Genomic DNA, 16822 nt, shown 5'->3' on the forward strand with positions numbered 1-16822 from the left:
CCCGCCCGAGTCCGAGGAGCCTTGTGACCGTCACCAGCATGCCCCAGCCCGCACTCACTACGCAGCACGATCCTGCCCTGGCCGAAGACGTGATCCTGGGGGTCGACACCCACAAGGACATCCACGTCGCCGCAGCAATTACCCCTTTGGGAGCCTCCCTCGCACACCGCGAGTTCCCCACCACGGCCGTCGGCTACCGCCAGCTCATCTGCTGGGCACGATCGTTCGGCATCATCCGACGCGCCGGCGTCGAGTGCACCGGATCTTACGGAGTTGCCCTGACCCGGGTCTTGCGCCGAGAGAACATCGACGTCGTCGAGATCAATCAGCCTGACCGCGCCACTCGGCGCAAGCGCGGCAAGACCGATGCCATCGACGCGGACGCGGCCGCACGAGCCGTCTTATCGGGACGGGCGACGACCACGCCGAAGACCGCGGACGGACCCGCAGCGGACATGCGGGTCCTGCGGCTGGCCAAGGAATCGGCCGTCAAGGCGCGCACCCAGGCGCTGAACCAGCTGAAGGCCGTGCTTCTGGTCGTCGATCCGGAATTGCGCGAACTGCTCACCGGCCTGACCAACCCGGCTCTTATCGCCACCTGCGCGGCACTTGACGACGACCGAGGCGAGGCTGTCTTCACGATGTCCTTGCTTGCCCGCCGGATCCAGCACCTCGCCCAGGAGATCAAAGAGCTGACCCGGCGCACTACCACGGCCGTCCGGTCCAGTCGGCCGCAGCTCCTGGACGTGGTGGGAGTGGGCCCTGACAGTGCTGCGGTCCTCCTCATCGCTGCGGGCGACAACCCCGATAGGCTCACGGACGAGGCATCCTTCGCAGCACTGTGCGGAGTCAGGCCGGTCGAGCAGTCCTCCGGCAAGACCCAGCGACGACGGTTGAACCGCGGTGGCCATCGGCAGGCCAACGCCGCTCTCTACCGCATCGTCCAGTCCCGCCTTCGTTGGGACGAACGCACTCGGGCTTACCTGCAACGACGCACCGCCGAAGGTATGTTCAGGCGCGAGATTATCCGCTGCCTCAAACGCTATGTCGCACGAGAGCTCTACCGGCACATCCGACCCTCGGCGGCCGCAGCGTCCTCCCTAGTGCTCTGGCCGGAAAGGTTCACCGGTTCGCGACGCCCGGCACGGCACCTCGCTGCGTTGTCGGAGTCGTCCGAGTACGCCCGGTACGAGGACGATCCTCCGCCTTGCGATGCACCGCGCCGGCCGCCGCGAACCAGGCAAACCTTTCCGGCCAGAGCACTAGGCGCTTGACGGATCATAGGGGCATCCCCGAGGTCCGAGCCGAGTTCGAGTCGGTCCTGCGCTTCTGGTTCGACCTGGGAGTCGACGGCTTCCGCATCGACGTCGCCCACGGCATGGCCAAGGACCCGGCCCTCCCGAACCTCGGCCTGACAGAGTTCTCCGTCATCGCCAGTGAGGACCAGGAGAACCACCCGCACTGGGACCGCGACGGTGTCCACGACATCTTCCGCAACTGGCGCGCCATCGCCGACAGCTACCCCGACCCCCGCGTCTTCGTCGCCGAGGCGCACGTCCGCCCCGGCCGCCTCCCGGGGCGATGTGCACCAGGCCCAGAGCACCGTCGCCCACAGCGGCACCGGCGACCAGGAACAGCAGAGACGTGGACAGCACGGAGCGGGCGGCGAGACCGGACACCAACACCGCTATGAGCAGGGCGACACCGAACGGTCCGCGGACCCGGTGAGCAGCGGGCCCTTGGCTCCCTCACGCCGGGGACGGTGGCCCCAGGGCGCGCAGGGCGCTTTGGTGGGTGAGCCATCCCACCAACTGGGTGTGGTCCTGGTCCAGGACCGGCAGGCCGGTGCCCGGAGCGGCCACCAGCACGTGCAGGGCCGTGGCCAGGAACATGTCGACAGTGACGGGGCCAGGGAATTCGGCCAGTTCGCCCGCGGTGGACGGGACATCGGATTCACCGCCCGTTCCTTCGGCCAGGGCTTCGGCAACGGTGCGGGCGGTGAGCGTGCCCAGGCAATTGCCGCCGGAGTCCAGCACGGGCAGCACCCCGAGGTCGGACAGGCTCAGCAGGCCGGCGGCGTCCGTGAGCCGGGTGGTGGCGGGAAGCGGATCCGGCAGGTCCTCCAGGACGGTGGCGACCGTCTGGCTGCCCAGGCGCTAGCAGGCCAGCAACGGGCCCCGCACCCACGGTGCGGGGCCCTTTGCCGTGCTGCGTCGCCGCCCCTGCCGACGCGGCGGCAACCGGCCGACGCCCACCCTCAGCCAGCGCAGCCAGACCATGACCCGACCGCCAGCCGCCACCCGCCCCACCCACACTCCATCAACGCTCATCAACACCAGGTACAGAAAAGGGGGCACAGCCGAGGGGAAGTCAGCGTAGTACCCCCTCGCAAATGGGCAGCTGACCTGCGGTAACGACGAGACCCAGCCCGGAGCAATGCAACAGATGTCGCAACAGAAGACGCAACAGAAGACGCAACGGAAGTCGCAATAGATGTTGCCGTTCGCGTGTGTTGGGAGTGGACCCCTCTCGACTTAGGGAGTGTGGTTAGTCATGTCGGAACGGGGTGGGCGGCAACCCTCCCGTACCGGCGGACCAACCCACCGACAGCGGAACGGCTGAAGGCCGGCCTTTACGCTCACCTGCCCGAGGAGCCGCATTGCAGACGATCGAAGTCGATCCGGAACAGGAGTACACCAACATCGAGCGCGCCCGACGCGGCGCCTCCGTCCTGGAAATCTCCCGCCAGCAGTCGCAGTGCGCCCCGCCGATCACGTGCGAAGGTTCGGCCGCGCTGGCCCGGTTCGCGGTCGAGGCGTACACAACCGCCCGACAGATCCCCGGACCCGACCAGGCCGCCGAGTGTGGTTGCAGTCTCCCGAACAGCCGGAAGCCAAAAGCCACCGTGTCTGTAAGAACTCCCGTTCACCGACCGAGCATTTATGTACCGAAGCTCGGCCGTCCCGCTGCCTCGCGCTTGGTCACCAGCCGATGGTCAGCTGGGTCTCGGGCCGGGTGATGCGGGTACCGGGGGCGAGTTGGCCGGCGGGTGTACCGGCGGGGTAGGCAGAGACGACGGGCTGCGCGGGTCGTTTCCGGCTCCAAAGGTGCAGGAGATCGGTGACCTGGCCGACAAGCTTGCCGCTGTTCGGGCCGTGCGCGATGAGGCCGAGTTCGTTGGCGTCCTCACCGGCCGGGCGGGCGGTCAGATAGACGAGGGTGCCACCGTCGTACAGGCCCGCTCCGGCCCACCGGATAGCGGGGTCGGCCAGGTTGAGGTCGCGGGCGGCGGAGCCGATGGACAGCCGGCCGAAGCTGAGGCCGCTGTTCATCGTGGCGAGCCAAAGGTCGAGGTGAGCGGCCGGTTCGTCGTGACGGACCTCGATGTCGGTCCACTGCTCGTGGGCGGGGTGGCTGAGGGCCTGGGCAAGGGCGGGCTCGTCGGGAAGGTCGTCGGCGTCGAGCTTAAGGATGACGTCGTCGGCGAGGCGGACGTGTCGTTCGCCCATCTCCGAGGCGCCCCGCATGGGCACGAACCCGCACACGGCGGCGTTGGTGCTGAGCATCAGGCCGTCGTCGGTGTGGTCGAAGGCGAGCGAGCGGGTCAGGCCGCTGCCGTGCAGCCGCAGGGGTACGACGATGCGTCCGCCGACGGAGAGTTGCTGCCACCAGGCGGCGGAGATGTCCCAAGCCCCGGCGGTGACGATGATCCTGTCGAACATCTTGCTGCTGGGGTCACCGAGGGCGCCGTCGCCGCAGATCACCTCGACCTGGTCGTATCCGGCGGCGGCCAGGCCGGTACGGGCGCCGTCCGCGAGGTCTTCGTCGAGTTCGATGGTGACCACGGAGCCGGTCGGGCCGACGAGCTCCGCCAGGAGGGCGGCGTTGATGCCGGTGGCCGCACCGATCTCCAGGACGCGGTGGCCCGGGTGGACGTCGAGCTGCTCAAGCATCTTGGCGACGATGTTGGGGCTGGAGGCGGAGGAGACAGCGGTGCCGTCCTCGGCTCGCTTGGTCACCACGGGCTTGGGCGCATAGGCCGTCGCCAGGTCCACGCCGGGCAGAAAGACGTGCCGGGGCACGGCGCGGAAGGCTTCCCTGACCCGGTCGGTGCGGAAGGTCCCGATGCTGTCGATCTTGGCGATGAGGGCCTCGCGCAGATCGTGCGGGTCGAGGGCCGGGGCGTCGGTGGAGTGCATGGTCACTGGCCTGACTGTAGTGGGGTGGGCGGGGTCGGTTCGGCTGCTTCGGTGGGGGTCGCCGGGTATGCGTTCCCGGTGGAAGATCACGCGGGTGGCAGCGGTCGCCAGGACGTTCTGGTGGGTCGCGGAGATACCGAGCCGGTTGAAGGTGAACAGCAGATGGTCGGTGAGGACGGCCCGCAGCCCCCGGCTGAGCTGCCCGTGGTGGGCCAGGTCGGCGAGCGTGCGTCCGGCGTCCTCGAAGGCGGCCGGCCAGTCGGGCAACTGGGTGAGGGAGCTGTCGTGCGCGTCGCCTTGGGCGGTGATGAGCGTCTGCACCCCGCAGGGGTCCGTCCTGACTGGGGTGGCCGGTGGGAGTTCGTTCACGGTGATCCGCTCGGGCCACCACGGTCCCGCCGAAGCCTGCTGTTCCCAGTTCTCCAGCCAGCGGCTGATGCAGGTGATGGCGGCCTCATGTCCCTCGACGACGACGTTCCGTCTCATGGCCAGGGCCAGGAATGCGAGAGGTCCGGAACAGCCATGCGCCACACCGAAGTTGGCCTCGCCGGCGGCGAAGGCGGGATCGCGGACGTGGGCGGAACTGTCGTGGGTCCACCAGCCTGGTGCATCCGCCCCGGCCTCGTCGGCGGCTGGCACCGGCTCGGTGAGCCGGACCAGGTAGGACAGGACCCGGCGGACGAGGTCGCCGTCGGGGTCGCGTTGAAGGAGGTAGGCGCCGAGGCCGGTCAGTCCGCGGGTGAGGTCGAACTCGTACTGCGAGGGACGCCGTGCGGTGTCGATGCGGGCGTGGGCGGCCTTGAGCCGGGTGTGGGCGAGCCTGGTGACGCCGTCGTCGAGGCCGGCCATCGCGCCGTGCGCATGGGCCGATTGCGCAATGCGCAGTGGCTGCGCATTGCGCAGTGCGGAGCAAATCGGGCACTGCGCAAAGGGCGGTTGCGCAGAGGCCCGTTGCGCCGTGCGGAACATAACGGACGCTGCGCAGTGGCTCGGGGGCGCGCACGGGCCACCGCCCCGGTCACGAAGTTCGATGGCACCCCGGGATGGCGCCGCCTACGGCGTGGCACGGGACACGCGTGTCTGCACACCGTGGGAGGCGCCGATGCAGCCCGTGGCTCCTTGGGCCGATGCCGTGGTCAGTTACCTCTAGACCCCGGTGTTGGTTCTTTCGGACTCCGTGGTTAGTTCGTCAACCATGGTTAGCTTCCATGAATCCCATGGGTAGTTTTTGTGGATTCGTGGTTAGTTTCCATCCGATCCGTGGTTAGTTCTCTGACGACCGCGCTCGGATCCATGGTTAATTCCAAAAATCTTTTCCAGATCTCACTCCCCCGGCGCGCACGCAGACCTGCCCGATGGGCAAGCCAAGTAGCCCCTGACCAGCCATGGAGAGGCTTCTTCCTGGCAACTAACCACGCCTGGTCGACAACCAACCATGGGGCGTTACGGAAACGTGATTTCTGACCCCCTTTCATGGTTACGTTCGTGGTTAGGTCCGTCGGGTTCTCTGGAGGCATCCCCACCGCCTCTTTCCAGGGAGCCCCGGCATGCCGCCATTCACCCGCAACCGCCCATCGCCGGAATCTCCGGATACCCCGCGAGAACTGCGCTCCCCTGCGGCCGCACCTGCCGTGGTGCGGGCAACGCACCGCCGGGTCTCGATGGCCCGGATCGGGGTGTGGGCGGCCGTGGCCGCCGGCCCTCTCGCCCTGGCCGTCGGCGTCGCCGTCCCCCGCACCGTCGTGGCCGCCACCGCGCCGAAGACCGATGTGACGACCACCCCGCGCAGCGCGGATCCGGCCGGCGTGGCCGCGTTGTCGGCTGGATGCCCGGTGCTCTTGTCAGCCGCCGTCTCACTCTCCCCCTCACGCTCCCACGTCTCACAGGTCTCCCGCTTCTCCATCACCGACGCGCGCTCCCGCACGAGGATGTGCGCTCCCCTACAACGAGGTGATGGGGCAGTGTGATGGCACAGGGCACGTGTCCCGCGACAGTGCCCGTTCACTGCTCGCCACTCTCAGGACACCACTGCGGGCGATGGAGAAGAGCAGCAGCAGTGGGAGGGCGGCGCCCGCGTACGCGAGCACGAGGGCGTTGACGACCGATGCGATGTGGTCACAGCCGATCCGCATGCCGGCGCTGTAGAGCTTCCGCCAGTGCGCGCCGGGCTCGGCGTCCTTCAGTTCCCACACGGCCGCGACCTGGGTGACCGTGACGTCGTCCAGGACGCCGAGCGAGCCGATGATGATGCCTGCGAGGAGGACGCCCTTGATCTCGAGGTTGGGGTACAGGGTGTGGATGAGGCCGGTCTCGTCGGAAGTGTTGCCAGTCAGGTGGGCCCAGTCGAGGAAGACCGAGCCGAGGAACCCGATCAGGAGCAGCGAGCACAAGGTGCCCACGACCGCCACGGATGTGCGGGCGTTGACACCGTGGCATAGGTACAGCGCGGCGAGCATGATCGCGGAGCCGCCGACCACGGCGACCAGCAGCGGATTGTCGCCGTGCAGGATCGCCGGAAGGATGAAGAGGGTCAGGATCGCGAACGAGATGACCAGCGCGACCAGGGCCATGACGCCGCGCATCCGCCCGACGACGATCACGGCGAGCGCGAAGATCGCAGCCAGCACAGCGAGCGGCAGCCCGCGGTCCACGTCGGTGACCGAATAGCGCAGCCCTGGCGGGGCGTTGGGGGCGTAGGACAGGACGACTCCCTGGCCCTGGGTGTAGCGGCGGGTCTGGTCGTGCTGACGATCTCGGTGAAGGTGGTGCCCTTGTCGGGGCCCGAGGCGACCTCGATGGTCGCCTTCTGGCAGTTGTCGCTGTTGGGACCTGTGGCGGTGGAGGGTGCAGCGTTGATCGCTTTGCAGGTCACGTCGAGGAGTTTGACGACTGTGCCCTGCCGGGTCTGCTGGTCGAAACCCGCACCCGTACGGGGGTGCGAGGGCGCCCCACCAGGCCACAGCACGATCAGGCCCACGACCGCTGCCGCTGCGAACGGGACGAGGATGGCGGCGATGATCTTGCGCAGATGCTGGGAGACCGGCGGCACGGTCCGTGGCCGTGGCTGTGCACATGAGCTTCAGGGGAGTCCACGGGCCGATCATCGCAAGAGAAACCGGCCCACGCCTGCAACCTCACCGGCGCGCCTGAGACGCGGACCCCGACCAGACCCGTGATCCGAGGCGCTGGACGGTCTCGTTGTCCCGCTGGCTGAATTCCGGGTCTGGAACGAGAGCACCGCGGCGGTTCGCACTCCATCGACTTCAGTGGGATAGCCGCATCAGCGCTGCCGATCGGAGTGCTACTGGAACGCGCCGGGCAAGCGCAGCCACATGGCCCCGGTCGCGTTTTGACCTCGGGCAGGACCGAGCGGGCGCCACCAACAGCGCCCGCCCACCATGGACCAGCACGTCACACCGGGGCGCAGATACGCAGGCGCCCGGTTAACGCCCGCAACGGGTTGAACCGAGCCGTGTCCGGGTCAGCCTGCGCGCTTGACGCGGGTGGCGCCGCCGCGTGCGCGCAACGTGACACCGGCGTCAGCGAGCATGCGGTGGATGAAGCCGTACGAACGCCCAGCGTCCTGGGCCAATTGCCTGATGGAAGACCCCGCCTCGTAGTCATGCTTGAGTTCGGCGGACAGCTTGGTGCGTGGCACGCCGACGACCTGCTTGCCCTTGATCACGGCCAACTCCTTGACGCAGAATCCGGAGAGCAATCATCGCGTAACGGACGGGGTCCCGTCAGTACTTCCGCCGCTTCCATCCGACGTGGCGGGCCTCATTGTTCTCTGACACGACTGCTGGTCAGGCACATCCCCGTTAGGTTCCATCTTCCGGCCCGTGCGTACGCTTCTTGCGCCAGCCGATGAAAGGGACGAGTGATCACGCTCGCAGGGAGGGCGAGGCCGCAGTACGGGAGCTATGCGGCGAGCTCGGAGGGCCGTAGGTCACCTCGATCCGAAATGATGCCTATCACGGCCCAGGTTCGCGGAGCGCGGTGTCATCCGGTGACTGCCACGGTGACGTCGTAGCTGCCTTGGCCCGGTGGGCATCGCCTAGCTTCGCCGCAGGAGCTGCGGTGGGCGGTGACGTGTGCGGTGCCTGGTTGCTGTGCGATGAAGTGGGTTGAGGTTTCGCCGCAGCCGCCGCCGGGTGGGCAGGTCGCACTGTGGCTGATTTCGCCACCACCAGCGGGGGCGAGTACGGGCGGGTTGGAACTGGCGGGGGTTGACCAGTAGGTGTTGTGCAGTCGGATCACCACAGTCGTCCCGGTGCGTACGTGCACGGTGGTGCCCTCGGCATGCTCGTCGAGGGTGATCGGTTTCGGCGTCACCGTGCTCGGGGTGGACGCTGATCCTGTCGTTGTGGCCCCCGAAGTCGCCGGTGGCTGGCTGCTGGAGGCGGGGGGACTGCTGGTCGACGAGCAGCCGCTGGCCGTGCCGACGGCCAGGGCGAGGGCGAGGGCGAGCAGAGCGTAGACGAAGGGCGGGGTGTGTCGGAGAGCCGGTCGAGGACGCATGCTTCCTCCTGTGGCGTAGTGCCGTAGTGCCGTAGTGCGGCGACTGTGGGGGCCCATCCTGACGGACGCGCCCCCACAGTCTTGGTGATGAGGTGGTGTCAGGAGGCGTTCAGGGCGGTGTCGTCGATGACGAATGACGTCTTGAGGCTGGAGTCCTCGGTGCCGGTGAACTTGAGGGTCACTGTCTGTCCGGCGTAGCTGGACAGGTTGAAGGACCTGAGGGTGTAGCCGCTGGCCGCGTTGAGGTTGGAGTATGTGGCCAGGGTGGTGGTGCCGACCTGGACGGTCAGCTTGTCGTAGGCCGTGGTCGTCGTGGTCTCCGCGGTGTCGATGTGGGCGTAGAAGGAGAAGGTCGCGGCGCAGCCGGCCGGGATGGTCACCGACTGGGACAGGGTGTCGGTGTGGGTGCTGCCGTAGCCGTTCATCCAGGCTTTCCAGCTGCCGGAGTGCGCGGCTTCGCCGGCGGCGTTGTCGATCACGCCGGAGCTGGCGGTCCAGGGGGCGGCGGTGCCGGTCTCGAAGCCGGGGTTGCCCAGCTTCTGGCCCGGGGTGGCGCAACCGCCGGTGCTGCTGACGGTCCAGCTGAACGAGGTGCTGCCGGAGGCGCCTGTGCTGTCCTTGGCGGTGACGGTGACCGAAGAGGTGCCGCTCGTGGTGGGCGTGCCGGTGATCAGACCGCCGGAGGAGATGCTCAGCCCGGCCGGGAGGCCGGTCGCGGTGTAGGTAAGGGTCTGGCCCGAGCCCGAGTCGGAGCCCGTCACCTGCAGCGACACGGCTGTGCCGACGGTGCTGCTCTGGTTGCCGGGGTTGTTCACGGTGACGGTGTTGCCCGTGGTTCCGCCGACGATCGGGTGAGTGATGGCGCACGCGTTGGTGTCGTTGGACCAGCTGGCCTGCTCGGCGAAGGTGCCGGTGCCCATGCGGACGTTCGCCGCTCCGCCCGTCGCACCCGGCGCTATCCAGGCGCACTCGTCGGAGTTCTCCTGGCCGTCGTACGAACTACCGGTGTGGTTGGTCCAGCCGCCGGCCGGATTCTGGTCCGACATCATCTCCTGCCACTCGTGGCCGAGCGTCATCGTCCAGCCGTCGAGGGTGCCAGGGGAGTTGACGAACCCGACGCCGCAGCCCGCGCCCGAGTCGATGTTGTACGGCTGGTTACTGAAGGCGACGTTGCCGACGGTAGAGGGCACCGCGCCGCCGGTCAGGGTGGTGTCACCGTTGTAGTCGTGCCAGGCGCAGTACTGGCCCTGGTAGCTGTCCGGGTTGGTGCCATGCGGTGACAGGATCACGTAGTACGCGTCCCGGTTCGCCGCGGCCGTGGTGTTCCCGAAGTGACTGGCGGCCTTCACGGCCTCGACACCCAACTGGTGGCCTGTGGCGGCACTCGGCGAGGCAGCCGCGTTGTCGTACCACACACCGCTCAGCACGCCACCGCTCTGATACGGGACGAAGTTGGCATTCGAGGGACAACTCGTCGCACCGGTCGCTACGTTCGGACCGTCGCACCATTGAGTCAGGTCGGCCGACCACAGCTCACTGCCGGTACCGATGTCCTTGAACATCTCCTGCGCGACAGGCGCTGCTCCTGCCGAGTCGCCGGAGAAGGTGGCGTCCCCGCTGCTGTTGGTGCCCTGCGTGCCCCACTGGGTGCCGTAGAACACCAGATAGACCTTCGAGTGACCGCTCTGGACACCGATGCCGTCGATCCCGCCACCGTAGGACAGCGTCTGCGGTCCGGTCGCGACGGCCGGGGAAACCTGGGAGTCCGCCCAGGTCTTCATCTTGGCGTGCTGCTGCAGGGTCGGCACCGCACCGTGCCGGTACGCGTGGTCGTGCGCGGGGCTGTACGGATTGGCAACGGGATTGCTCTGCGCCGGCTGCGCGGCGGGCGCTTCGGGCGCGGGCTGTGCGGCCACCGCTTCGGGCGCGGCGACCGCGAAGGCCCCCGCTATGAGCGTGGCAGCGGAAACGGCCACCGCCATGCTTCTGAATCTGCGCCGGGACATGGGGGGAGAAGAGGTGCGCAAGGGACTGGCCTCCTGGCGAGGGGGGACGGCGACCGACGCTGCCCTCGTGGGGAGGCGCCGGATCTCGTGCCGCTGTGGGGGTGGGGGAGCTGTGCACGTGCTGCCGCCTGCTGATTCCGGCCCCGAGTCACCTCGTATGACGGCGACGTGGGGTGGTCAGGATCAGATCAGGACCATGTGGAGCCACGGCGCGATGCCGTGCGCATGACATGTTGGCAGAGGTGCCACCCCAGGAAGTGGTGTCCACCAGTAAAGAAAGAGTAAGAGGATTCCTGCCACCCCCGAGAGCCCCAAGCACCCCTCAAAGCCATCTGGTTCGGCTTCGAAGTTCGGGTCGCGCGGACTGACGCCCCCACCAGACATTCATCAACACCGAACGTCGCCCAGGACATCCACGGACGGCTCCCAATCGCGCCGGGATACCACTTGAGGTCGCCCCACAACCCAGGAAGTCCCCACCAGACCGCCCTCCCGAATCCATTGCCGGACCTTGACCCTCCCTTGGTCCGTCGCGCAGGCCCATGGCTATATAAAAATGAATGTCATTTGGCCGAAGCCTAGGGCGGGGGCGTACCCGGGGTCTGTGGGGACGTACTCGCCTTGAATCGGCCTGCCCTGGCACCACGGACCCCGAAGCCGTTGCCGCACAGGCAGTTCATGACGCCCGATAAGGGGTGGCGGTCCGTAGGCGGTGGAGCGGCGCGGATGCAGCAGCACTCAAGGGGGTCCTTGAATGCGCGGTGCTGGACTCGTGCCGACTCACCAACCTGCCGTCGGCAGCGCGTGGGGTGCTGTCGGCGGCAGCTCCCAGGGAATATCGCACGGCCCGAGCTGGGCTGACCGAACACGCCCGCACCGCCTGGCCGCAGCTGATGGGCCTGCAGATCTGCCACCGGGGCGTTCGCGGTAGGGAGGTTGACGGCCTGCCCCTGGGAGGGGTTCCCTGCTGGATATGGAACCCCTGGTGGTCATTGGGCTGATCGTCGTAGGTGTGTGGCTCTTCTGGAAGTGGGAGACCACGTGGAGCGACTCCTCAACCCCGAGGCGAGAGGGAGACCTGTGCCGCGTCTGCCATGGGAAGGGGAAGACCCTTCAAGACCCCCAGTCCTGTGCAGCATGCTGGGGCTCTGGAAGATACGACCCGCGTATTTGAATCAGCCACCTCGCCGGTCCAGACCTCTGATCAGCGCGTGTCCGCCTCAGCGGGGTTGCGGGCCGCGGACGACGAGGACAGGGCAGGTGGCATGCTGAGTGAGGTGCTGTCCGACGGAGCCGAGCAGGGCTTCGGAGAACCCGCCGTGCCCGCGGTTCCCCACAACCAGCAGCGCGGCGTTCTCGGCTTCGTTCAGCAGCACGGCAGCCGGGTGGCCCTGGACAACTCGGGTACGGATCTCGACAGGATGATCGGGCCCGGTGGCTTGATCGATGGCTTCGGTGAGGATCTTGCGGGCGCTGTCCTCCCAGTCGAACGAAAGGTCCCCAGGCGGGGGCCAGCCGGTCCAGTTGCGCGGGAAGTCCCAGGCGATCACCGCCACAACCGCATCACCGGACAGTTCAGCCTGCCGGACGGCCCACCGCAGGGCAGCTTTCGAGGGCTCGGAACCATCGACGCCGACCACGATCCGTGCGGCGTCTACCACGGCCGCGTCGCTCATCGCGCACCTCCGTGTCCGTTGGGAACGTTCGTCACTTCGTCCTGCGTGCTTTCGACTGCCTCCGGCAGCGGGTGAGACTGCCACTGCACCGGTTGACGCTCTCCAGGCAGGTGCTCTGCCCGCGATGAGGGCACGCTCTGCGCTCGATCACTCCCCATCCCTGTTGTCCGGCGGACGCCGTGCGCAGGCGATCCGCCGCCGATCGCGATGGGGTCGGAGTCACTGCTCATCCGTCTGTCTCCTGCGCTTTGGCGGCCGTGACGTGCGGTGCCTTGCCGTCGCTTGGACTCCCCGGTCCTCGGGAACTTCTCGCTGCAGGCGCTCACGAAGGCAGCTCGGTTCCGGCCTGCTCGCGCACCATGTAGTCCGCGTACCAGTCCGGCCAGTTCGGATCCTGCGCACCGGTGCGGGTCTCGTGCTCGCCGTGTGCGGTTGTGGCGCGGCGCAGCGCGGCCGCGAGGTCCGGCGAGGAGGAGAAGGTGGTGACCGTGGGGTCCATTCGTCCCGGGAGCCGGGTGGTGATCTCCTGCAGGATCCAGCCGTTGCCGTCCGGGTCGCTGAATGACAGGAACGAGCCGTAGCTGCTGCGTCGCGGATCCGGGCCTGGTACGCGGGCGTCGGTTCCGGCGTGGTGGAAGACGCCACCTGCATCGTGGAACACCTCGCTCGGGTCGGCGCCGAGTTGCTTGAGATGGTCGTGGGCGGCGTCGATCGCGTTGACGATCAGGTGGAGTCCCTGAGCCGAGCCCGGTGTCTGGGAGGTGACCGAGGTGCCGAAGATGACCGACGCCGGCGAGCCGGGCGGGGTCACCTGCACCACCCGGAAGTTCTCGTCGGTGGCGAGGTCGGCGTCGAGCCGCCAACCCAACGCTGTGTAGAAGTCCTTGGCCCGGTCGACATCGGCCACCGGCACCACGACGACTTCGAGTCTCATGTCCATGCCCCGCGGGCCTCCTGCGCTCGTCCGAAACTGCCGACAAGGCGAGACTCGCACGGCCCGGTCGCCGGGGCACCCCAGGAAATCGCATGGGTCGAGGTGGGCGAGAGAAGGTCACAGGCCCGAGCGGCCCCACGTGTCAGTCCGATCCCGGACCGGGTGACGATGGAGGAGCTTGGGCAAAGAGCACCTGGTCACGACGACCACCCGGGTGTCCCACGGAACCTCGACCCAGGGACGTGGAGGACATCCGGGCACGCCAGGCTCCCCGCCCTCGCCCGAGCACGGCTCCGGTGAGTACACCCCCGAACCCGGCGGGCCAGGGCAACCCGCTCACCGTCCGCTGACCGAAACCTCAGTCGGCGGCTCCGACCTGCGCCGGCCCAGACTGGGACGTGATCCGCTTGTACGGGTAAGCGACCGCACCCTCGGGGAACTGCACAGGCCGGAGGACGCCTGTAGCGTCGTGCGGTGGCGGAGTACGGCTCGTGCGGTGAGGCGTCAGTGGCCGGCACTCTGACCGCCGTCGACGTGGAGAATCTCGCCGGTCACGAAGGGCGGGTTCTCCAGATACCGCATGGCGTCGGTGATGTCGTCGACATCGCCCATGCCCCAAACCGGATGCAGTGCGGCCCAGGGCCGGGTGGTGCTACTCGGGGTGCATCGGCGTCCTGATGACACCCGGGCAGATCGCGTTGCTGCGGATCCCGCGAGCGGCGTACTCGATCGCGAGAGCCTTCGTGGCGGACTGGAGTCCACCCTTGGTCAGCGAGCATCTGCTCGACGGCGAGCTGGGTGATGCGGGAGAAGCTGCACAGGTCCGGCAGGCACGCGTATGCGGCTGCAGGGCGGAGCCGGCCGCGGTGAGGGGGACCGAACGGCGTCGCGATCGCGCGGCCCAGACCGCGCGCCGACCGGGTCGGCGGCGTCTGTGGGTTCGACGCCAGCCGCACGCCGAGATCGCATTCGGACGCCTGGGCTGCTGGGACAGGGACGGGCCCGAGAGGACGAGCTCCACGAGAAGGTCCCGGGCACCCTGCCTCTGCGCCCTTGGATGACCCTCACCGTCACTGCCCTCGAGCAACACCCCAAAAAATCACCCGTCCGGCGCATCCGCGGTCGTGGTCGCGCACGTGCTGGCGTTCGCCGATGTGTATGGACCGGTGCGCCACGCCTAGCGGGTTCCGTGCGGTATACGGCTAGCGGGTTCCGTGCGGCATACGGATGGCCCTCCTCGTCACCGCCTGGGGCCCGCTGAAGCCGGCAGTCGGCTGAACCGTGCGAGGAGGTCTCCTTGATGGCGCATTCCATCGCCGCGGGCAGGTGCCCGTGACGCCGCAGGGGCGCGCCAACCGGGCGATGGCCGCGCGACGGCACACGCCCCGCTCAGCTCAGGGCGATTTCGAGCCGCACTCCAGAGAGCAGGCCCACTGGGGGTCATCGAACGCCAGTCGGGCCAGTCGAGACCCGCGCATGTACGCGCCTCGCGGGCGTAATGTCGACTTTCACACCCATACGGCGGCTGCGCTCGAGAGAATGGACATCGTATGGCCACTCTGATCGCCGTGAACGTCGGCATGCCGAAAGACGTTGCCTGGCATGGCAGGACCACGCATACCGGCATCTGGAAGCACCCTGTCGCCGGACCTCTGATGGTGCGGCGGCTCAATCTGGACGGCGACGGACAAGGCGACCTATCTGGGCATGGCGGCGAGCAACGTGCCGTACTGGTCTACCAGCTGGACTCCTACCGCCACTGGCAGGAGCACCTGAAGCGGGACGACTTCACGTACGGCCAGTTCGGCGAGAACTTCACGGTGGAGGGACTCGCCGACGACGAGGTGTGCATCGGCGACCGCTACGAGATCGGCGGTGCGCTCTTCGAGGTCACACAACCCCGCGTGACGTGCTACCGGGTGGGGTTGCGGCTGGGAGAACCTCAGATGCCCGCCCTACTCGTGTCCCACCGCCGCCCGGGCTTCTACCTGCGCGTGCTGACAGAAGGGCAGGTGCGGGCCGGAGACGAGATCGTAAAAGTCGTCTCCGGCCCCGAGGAGATGACGGTCGCAGAGATGGACGCGCTGCTCTACCTGCCCGGTCACGCCCGGCCGCAGCTCGAACGCGCCTTGCGCATCCCAGCACTGAGCCCTGGGTGGAAGACGTCGCTGCGAGCCTTGCTCGACGACGCGGATCGCGGCCCTGGCGCCGTCGGCGGCAACAGTGGGCTCAGCGCCACCAGCCCGCCTCCGGCATGGCCCGGGTTCCGCCCGCTCAAAGTCGTCCGCATCGAACCGGAGAGCGCGAGTATTTTCTCGCTCACTCTGGCGTCAGTTGACGGTGAACCGCTCCCAGCCGCGCTCCCGGGGCAGTTCCTCGGAGTCCGCATGCGGCCGGACCCACAGGCCTCCCCAGTCATCCGGAACTACTCGTTGTCGGGCCGACCGGGTGCCGAGACATACCGCATCAGTGTCAAGCAGGAACCGCACGGTCTCGCCAGCACCTACCTTTCTCAGCACGTGAAAGTGGACGATGTTCTCGATGTCGCCGCTCCGCGCGGTACGTTCCTGCTGGCGGACGCGGATACTCCTGTTCTGCTGCTGTCCGCCGGTGTCGGCGCCACTCCGGTCCTGGCCATGCTGCACGCTCTGGCTGCGAAACCCTCACGGCGCCCGGTGTGGTGGCTGCAGGCGGCTCGAGACGGCGAGAACCACCCCTTCGCCGACGAAGTGCACGCGCTGCTCTCCCGGCTGCCCGCAGGCCGGTCATTCGTCTCCTACAGCCGTCCGCGCAGCGTTGATCGCCCAGGTATCGACTACACGATGACGGGGCGGCTCAGCGGCGAGCGGATCCGCGCCCTCGAGCTGCCTCCGAACGCGGACGCCTACCTTTGCGGTCCAGGCGCGTTCATGCAGGACTTGTCCGAAGCCCTGGAGGCCTGCGGCCTGCCGTCCTCGCGTATCCACACCGAGATCTTCGGGGCCGCGTCCGCCGTCACCCCCGGTGTGGTGGCGGGATCCGCCGGGGCACCGCACCAGCCGGCCCCTCGTCCCGGCGGACAAGCGGGGCCGTCAGTGTCCTTCGCTCGCAGCGGGCTGACCGTCCCCTGGCACCGTGACTACGGGACTCTGCTCGAACTCGCCGAGGCATGCGACGTGCCCGTGCGATGGTCCTGCCGCACCGGGGTCTGTCACACCTGCGAGACGGGGCTGCTTTCGGGCCACGTCGACTACTCCCCCGAGCCCGTAGACCTCCCCGCCGAGGGAAGCGCCCTCATCTGTTGTTCGACGCCGCCTGGCGACTTGGTCCTGGACATGTGACCGGCTTGCGTCCGCAGCCAAGGGCGTCACGCTGCTGCGCCCGTATCCGTTCCCGGCGCCGCACCGTGCTCGTGCCAGGGCCGACCCGCGGGCTGCCCCCGCGCCGGTACTGCCATGCTCGCGCCTCGCTACAACGCCCAACTGGCGCGTACTGCAGCTCGGCGAC

9 protein-coding genes and 5 pseudogenes are annotated in these 16822 nt (G+C 68.2%); 5 read left to right on the forward strand and 9 right to left on the reverse strand.

Going from position 1 to position 16822, the window contains the following annotated elements; genetic code table 11:
- Positions 1 to 38: 38 nt before the first annotated feature.
- Together AC07DC_RS05215 and AC07DC_RS05220 are read left to right on the forward strand one after the other, a co-directional pair.
- Positions 39 to 1085: pseudogene (locus tag AC07DC_RS05215) on the forward strand (IS110 family RNA-guided transposase); the annotation flags it as partial.
- A gap of 206 nt (positions 1086 to 1291) precedes the next feature.
- Positions 1292 to 1603 (forward strand): annotated as a pseudogene (locus AC07DC_RS05220) (alpha-amylase family glycosyl hydrolase); the annotation flags it as partial.
- Here the strand turns inward: AC07DC_RS05220 and AC07DC_RS05225 are convergent.
- The 3 genes and pseudogenes from AC07DC_RS05225 to fxlM all read right to left on the reverse strand — a co-directional run.
- Positions 1575 to 1697, reverse strand: a pseudogene (locus tag AC07DC_RS05225) (cation:proton antiporter); the annotation flags it as partial. The pseudogenes AC07DC_RS05220 and AC07DC_RS05225 overlap by 29 nt on opposite strands.
- Positions 1698 to 1748: 51 nt before the next feature.
- On the reverse strand, positions 1749 to 2153 hold the full coding sequence (locus AC07DC_RS05230) for a CBS domain-containing protein (protein ID WP_478912618.1): 405 nt from the start codon (positions 2151 to 2153) through the stop codon (positions 1749 to 1751).
- Positions 2154 to 2981: 828 nt separating this feature from the next.
- The gene (gene fxlM, locus AC07DC_RS05235) at positions 2982 to 5048 is read right to left on the reverse strand and encodes a methyltransferase, FxLD system (protein WP_478911960.1); all 2067 of its coding nucleotides are present in this window, start codon (positions 5046 to 5048) and stop codon (positions 2982 to 2984) included.
- Between the two features lie 698 nt (positions 5049 to 5746).
- Between fxlM and AC07DC_RS05240 the strand changes: the two genes are divergently transcribed.
- A complete protein-coding gene (locus tag AC07DC_RS05240; protein WP_478911961.1) occupies positions 5747 to 6166 on the forward strand; it encodes a hypothetical protein in 420 nt (139 codons plus the stop codon).
- Positions 6167 to 6199: 33 nt separating this feature from the next.
- On the opposite strand, the pseudogene AC07DC_RS05245 reads toward AC07DC_RS05240, so the two are convergent.
- Both AC07DC_RS05245 and AC07DC_RS05250 read right to left on the reverse strand, forming a co-directional pair.
- A pseudogene (locus tag AC07DC_RS05245) lies at positions 6200 to 7331 on the reverse strand (YibE/F family protein); the annotation flags it as partial.
- A gap of 349 nt (positions 7332 to 7680) precedes the next feature.
- A complete protein-coding gene (locus tag AC07DC_RS05250; RefSeq protein WP_478911963.1) occupies positions 7681 to 7884 on the reverse strand; it encodes a helix-turn-helix domain-containing protein in 204 nt (67 codons plus the stop codon).
- Positions 7885 to 8472: 588 nt separating this feature from the next.
- Here AC07DC_RS05250 and AC07DC_RS05255 point away from each other — a divergent pair.
- A complete protein-coding gene (locus tag AC07DC_RS05255) occupies positions 8473 to 8679 on the forward strand; it encodes a hypothetical protein (RefSeq protein WP_478911964.1) in 207 nt (68 codons plus the stop codon).
- A 139-nt stretch (positions 8680 to 8818) separates the two neighbouring features.
- Here AC07DC_RS05255 and AC07DC_RS05260 read toward each other — a convergent pair whose 3' ends face one another.
- The 4 genes and pseudogenes from AC07DC_RS05260 to AC07DC_RS05275 form a co-directional block, all read right to left on the reverse strand.
- On the reverse strand, positions 8819 to 10702 hold the full coding sequence (locus tag AC07DC_RS05260; RefSeq protein ID WP_478911965.1) for a putative Ig domain-containing protein: 1884 nt from the start codon (positions 10700 to 10702) through the stop codon (positions 8819 to 8821).
- Between the two features lie 1244 nt (positions 10703 to 11946).
- Positions 11947 to 12402 (reverse strand): universal stress protein, encoded by a 456-nt coding sequence (locus tag AC07DC_RS05265; protein ID WP_478911967.1) that lies wholly within the window; start codon positions 12400 to 12402, stop codon positions 11947 to 11949.
- Between the two features lie 322 nt (positions 12403 to 12724).
- Positions 12725 to 13342 (reverse strand): VOC family protein, encoded by a 618-nt coding sequence (locus tag AC07DC_RS05270; protein ID WP_478911969.1) that lies wholly within the window; start codon positions 13340 to 13342, stop codon positions 12725 to 12727.
- A 498-nt stretch (positions 13343 to 13840) separates the two neighbouring features.
- Positions 13841 to 14126: pseudogene (locus AC07DC_RS05275) on the reverse strand (SDR family NAD(P)-dependent oxidoreductase); the annotation flags it as partial.
- Positions 14127 to 14886: 760 nt separating this feature from the next.
- Between AC07DC_RS05275 and AC07DC_RS05280 the strand changes: the two are divergent.
- Positions 14887 to 16656 carry an MOSC domain-containing protein gene (locus AC07DC_RS05280; RefSeq protein ID WP_478911971.1) on the forward strand — a complete coding sequence of 590 codons (1770 nt, stop codon included), beginning with the start codon at positions 14887 to 14889 and terminating at the stop codon, positions 16654 to 16656.
- The last annotated feature ends 166 nt before the right edge of the window (positions 16657 to 16822 follow it).

This window comes from Streptomyces sp. NPDC045021 (assembly GCF_056432645.1).

Bases quoted from the DNA above. Each gene is read 5' to 3' on its own strand.
- AC07DC_RS05280 (WP_478911971.1), top strand. From the start codon at position 14,887: ATGGCCACTCTGATCGCCGTGAACGTCGGCATGCCGAAAGACGTTGCC.
- AC07DC_RS05270 (WP_478911969.1), bottom strand. From the start codon at position 13,342: ATGGACATGAGACTCGAAGTCGTCGTGGTGCCGGTGGCCGATGTCGAC.
- fxlM (WP_478911960.1), bottom strand. From the start codon at position 5,048: ATGGCCGGCCTCGACGACGGCGTCACCAGGCTCGCCCACACCCGGCTC.
- AC07DC_RS05260 (WP_478911965.1), bottom strand. From the start codon at position 10,702: ATGGCGGTGGCCGTTTCCGCTGCCACGCTCATAGCGGGGGCCTTCGCG.
- AC07DC_RS05240 (WP_478911961.1), top strand. From the start codon at position 5,747: ATGCCGCCATTCACCCGCAACCGCCCATCGCCGGAATCTCCGGATACC.
- AC07DC_RS05265 (WP_478911967.1), bottom strand. From the start codon at position 12,402: ATGAGCGACGCGGCCGTGGTAGACGCCGCACGGATCGTGGTCGGCGTC.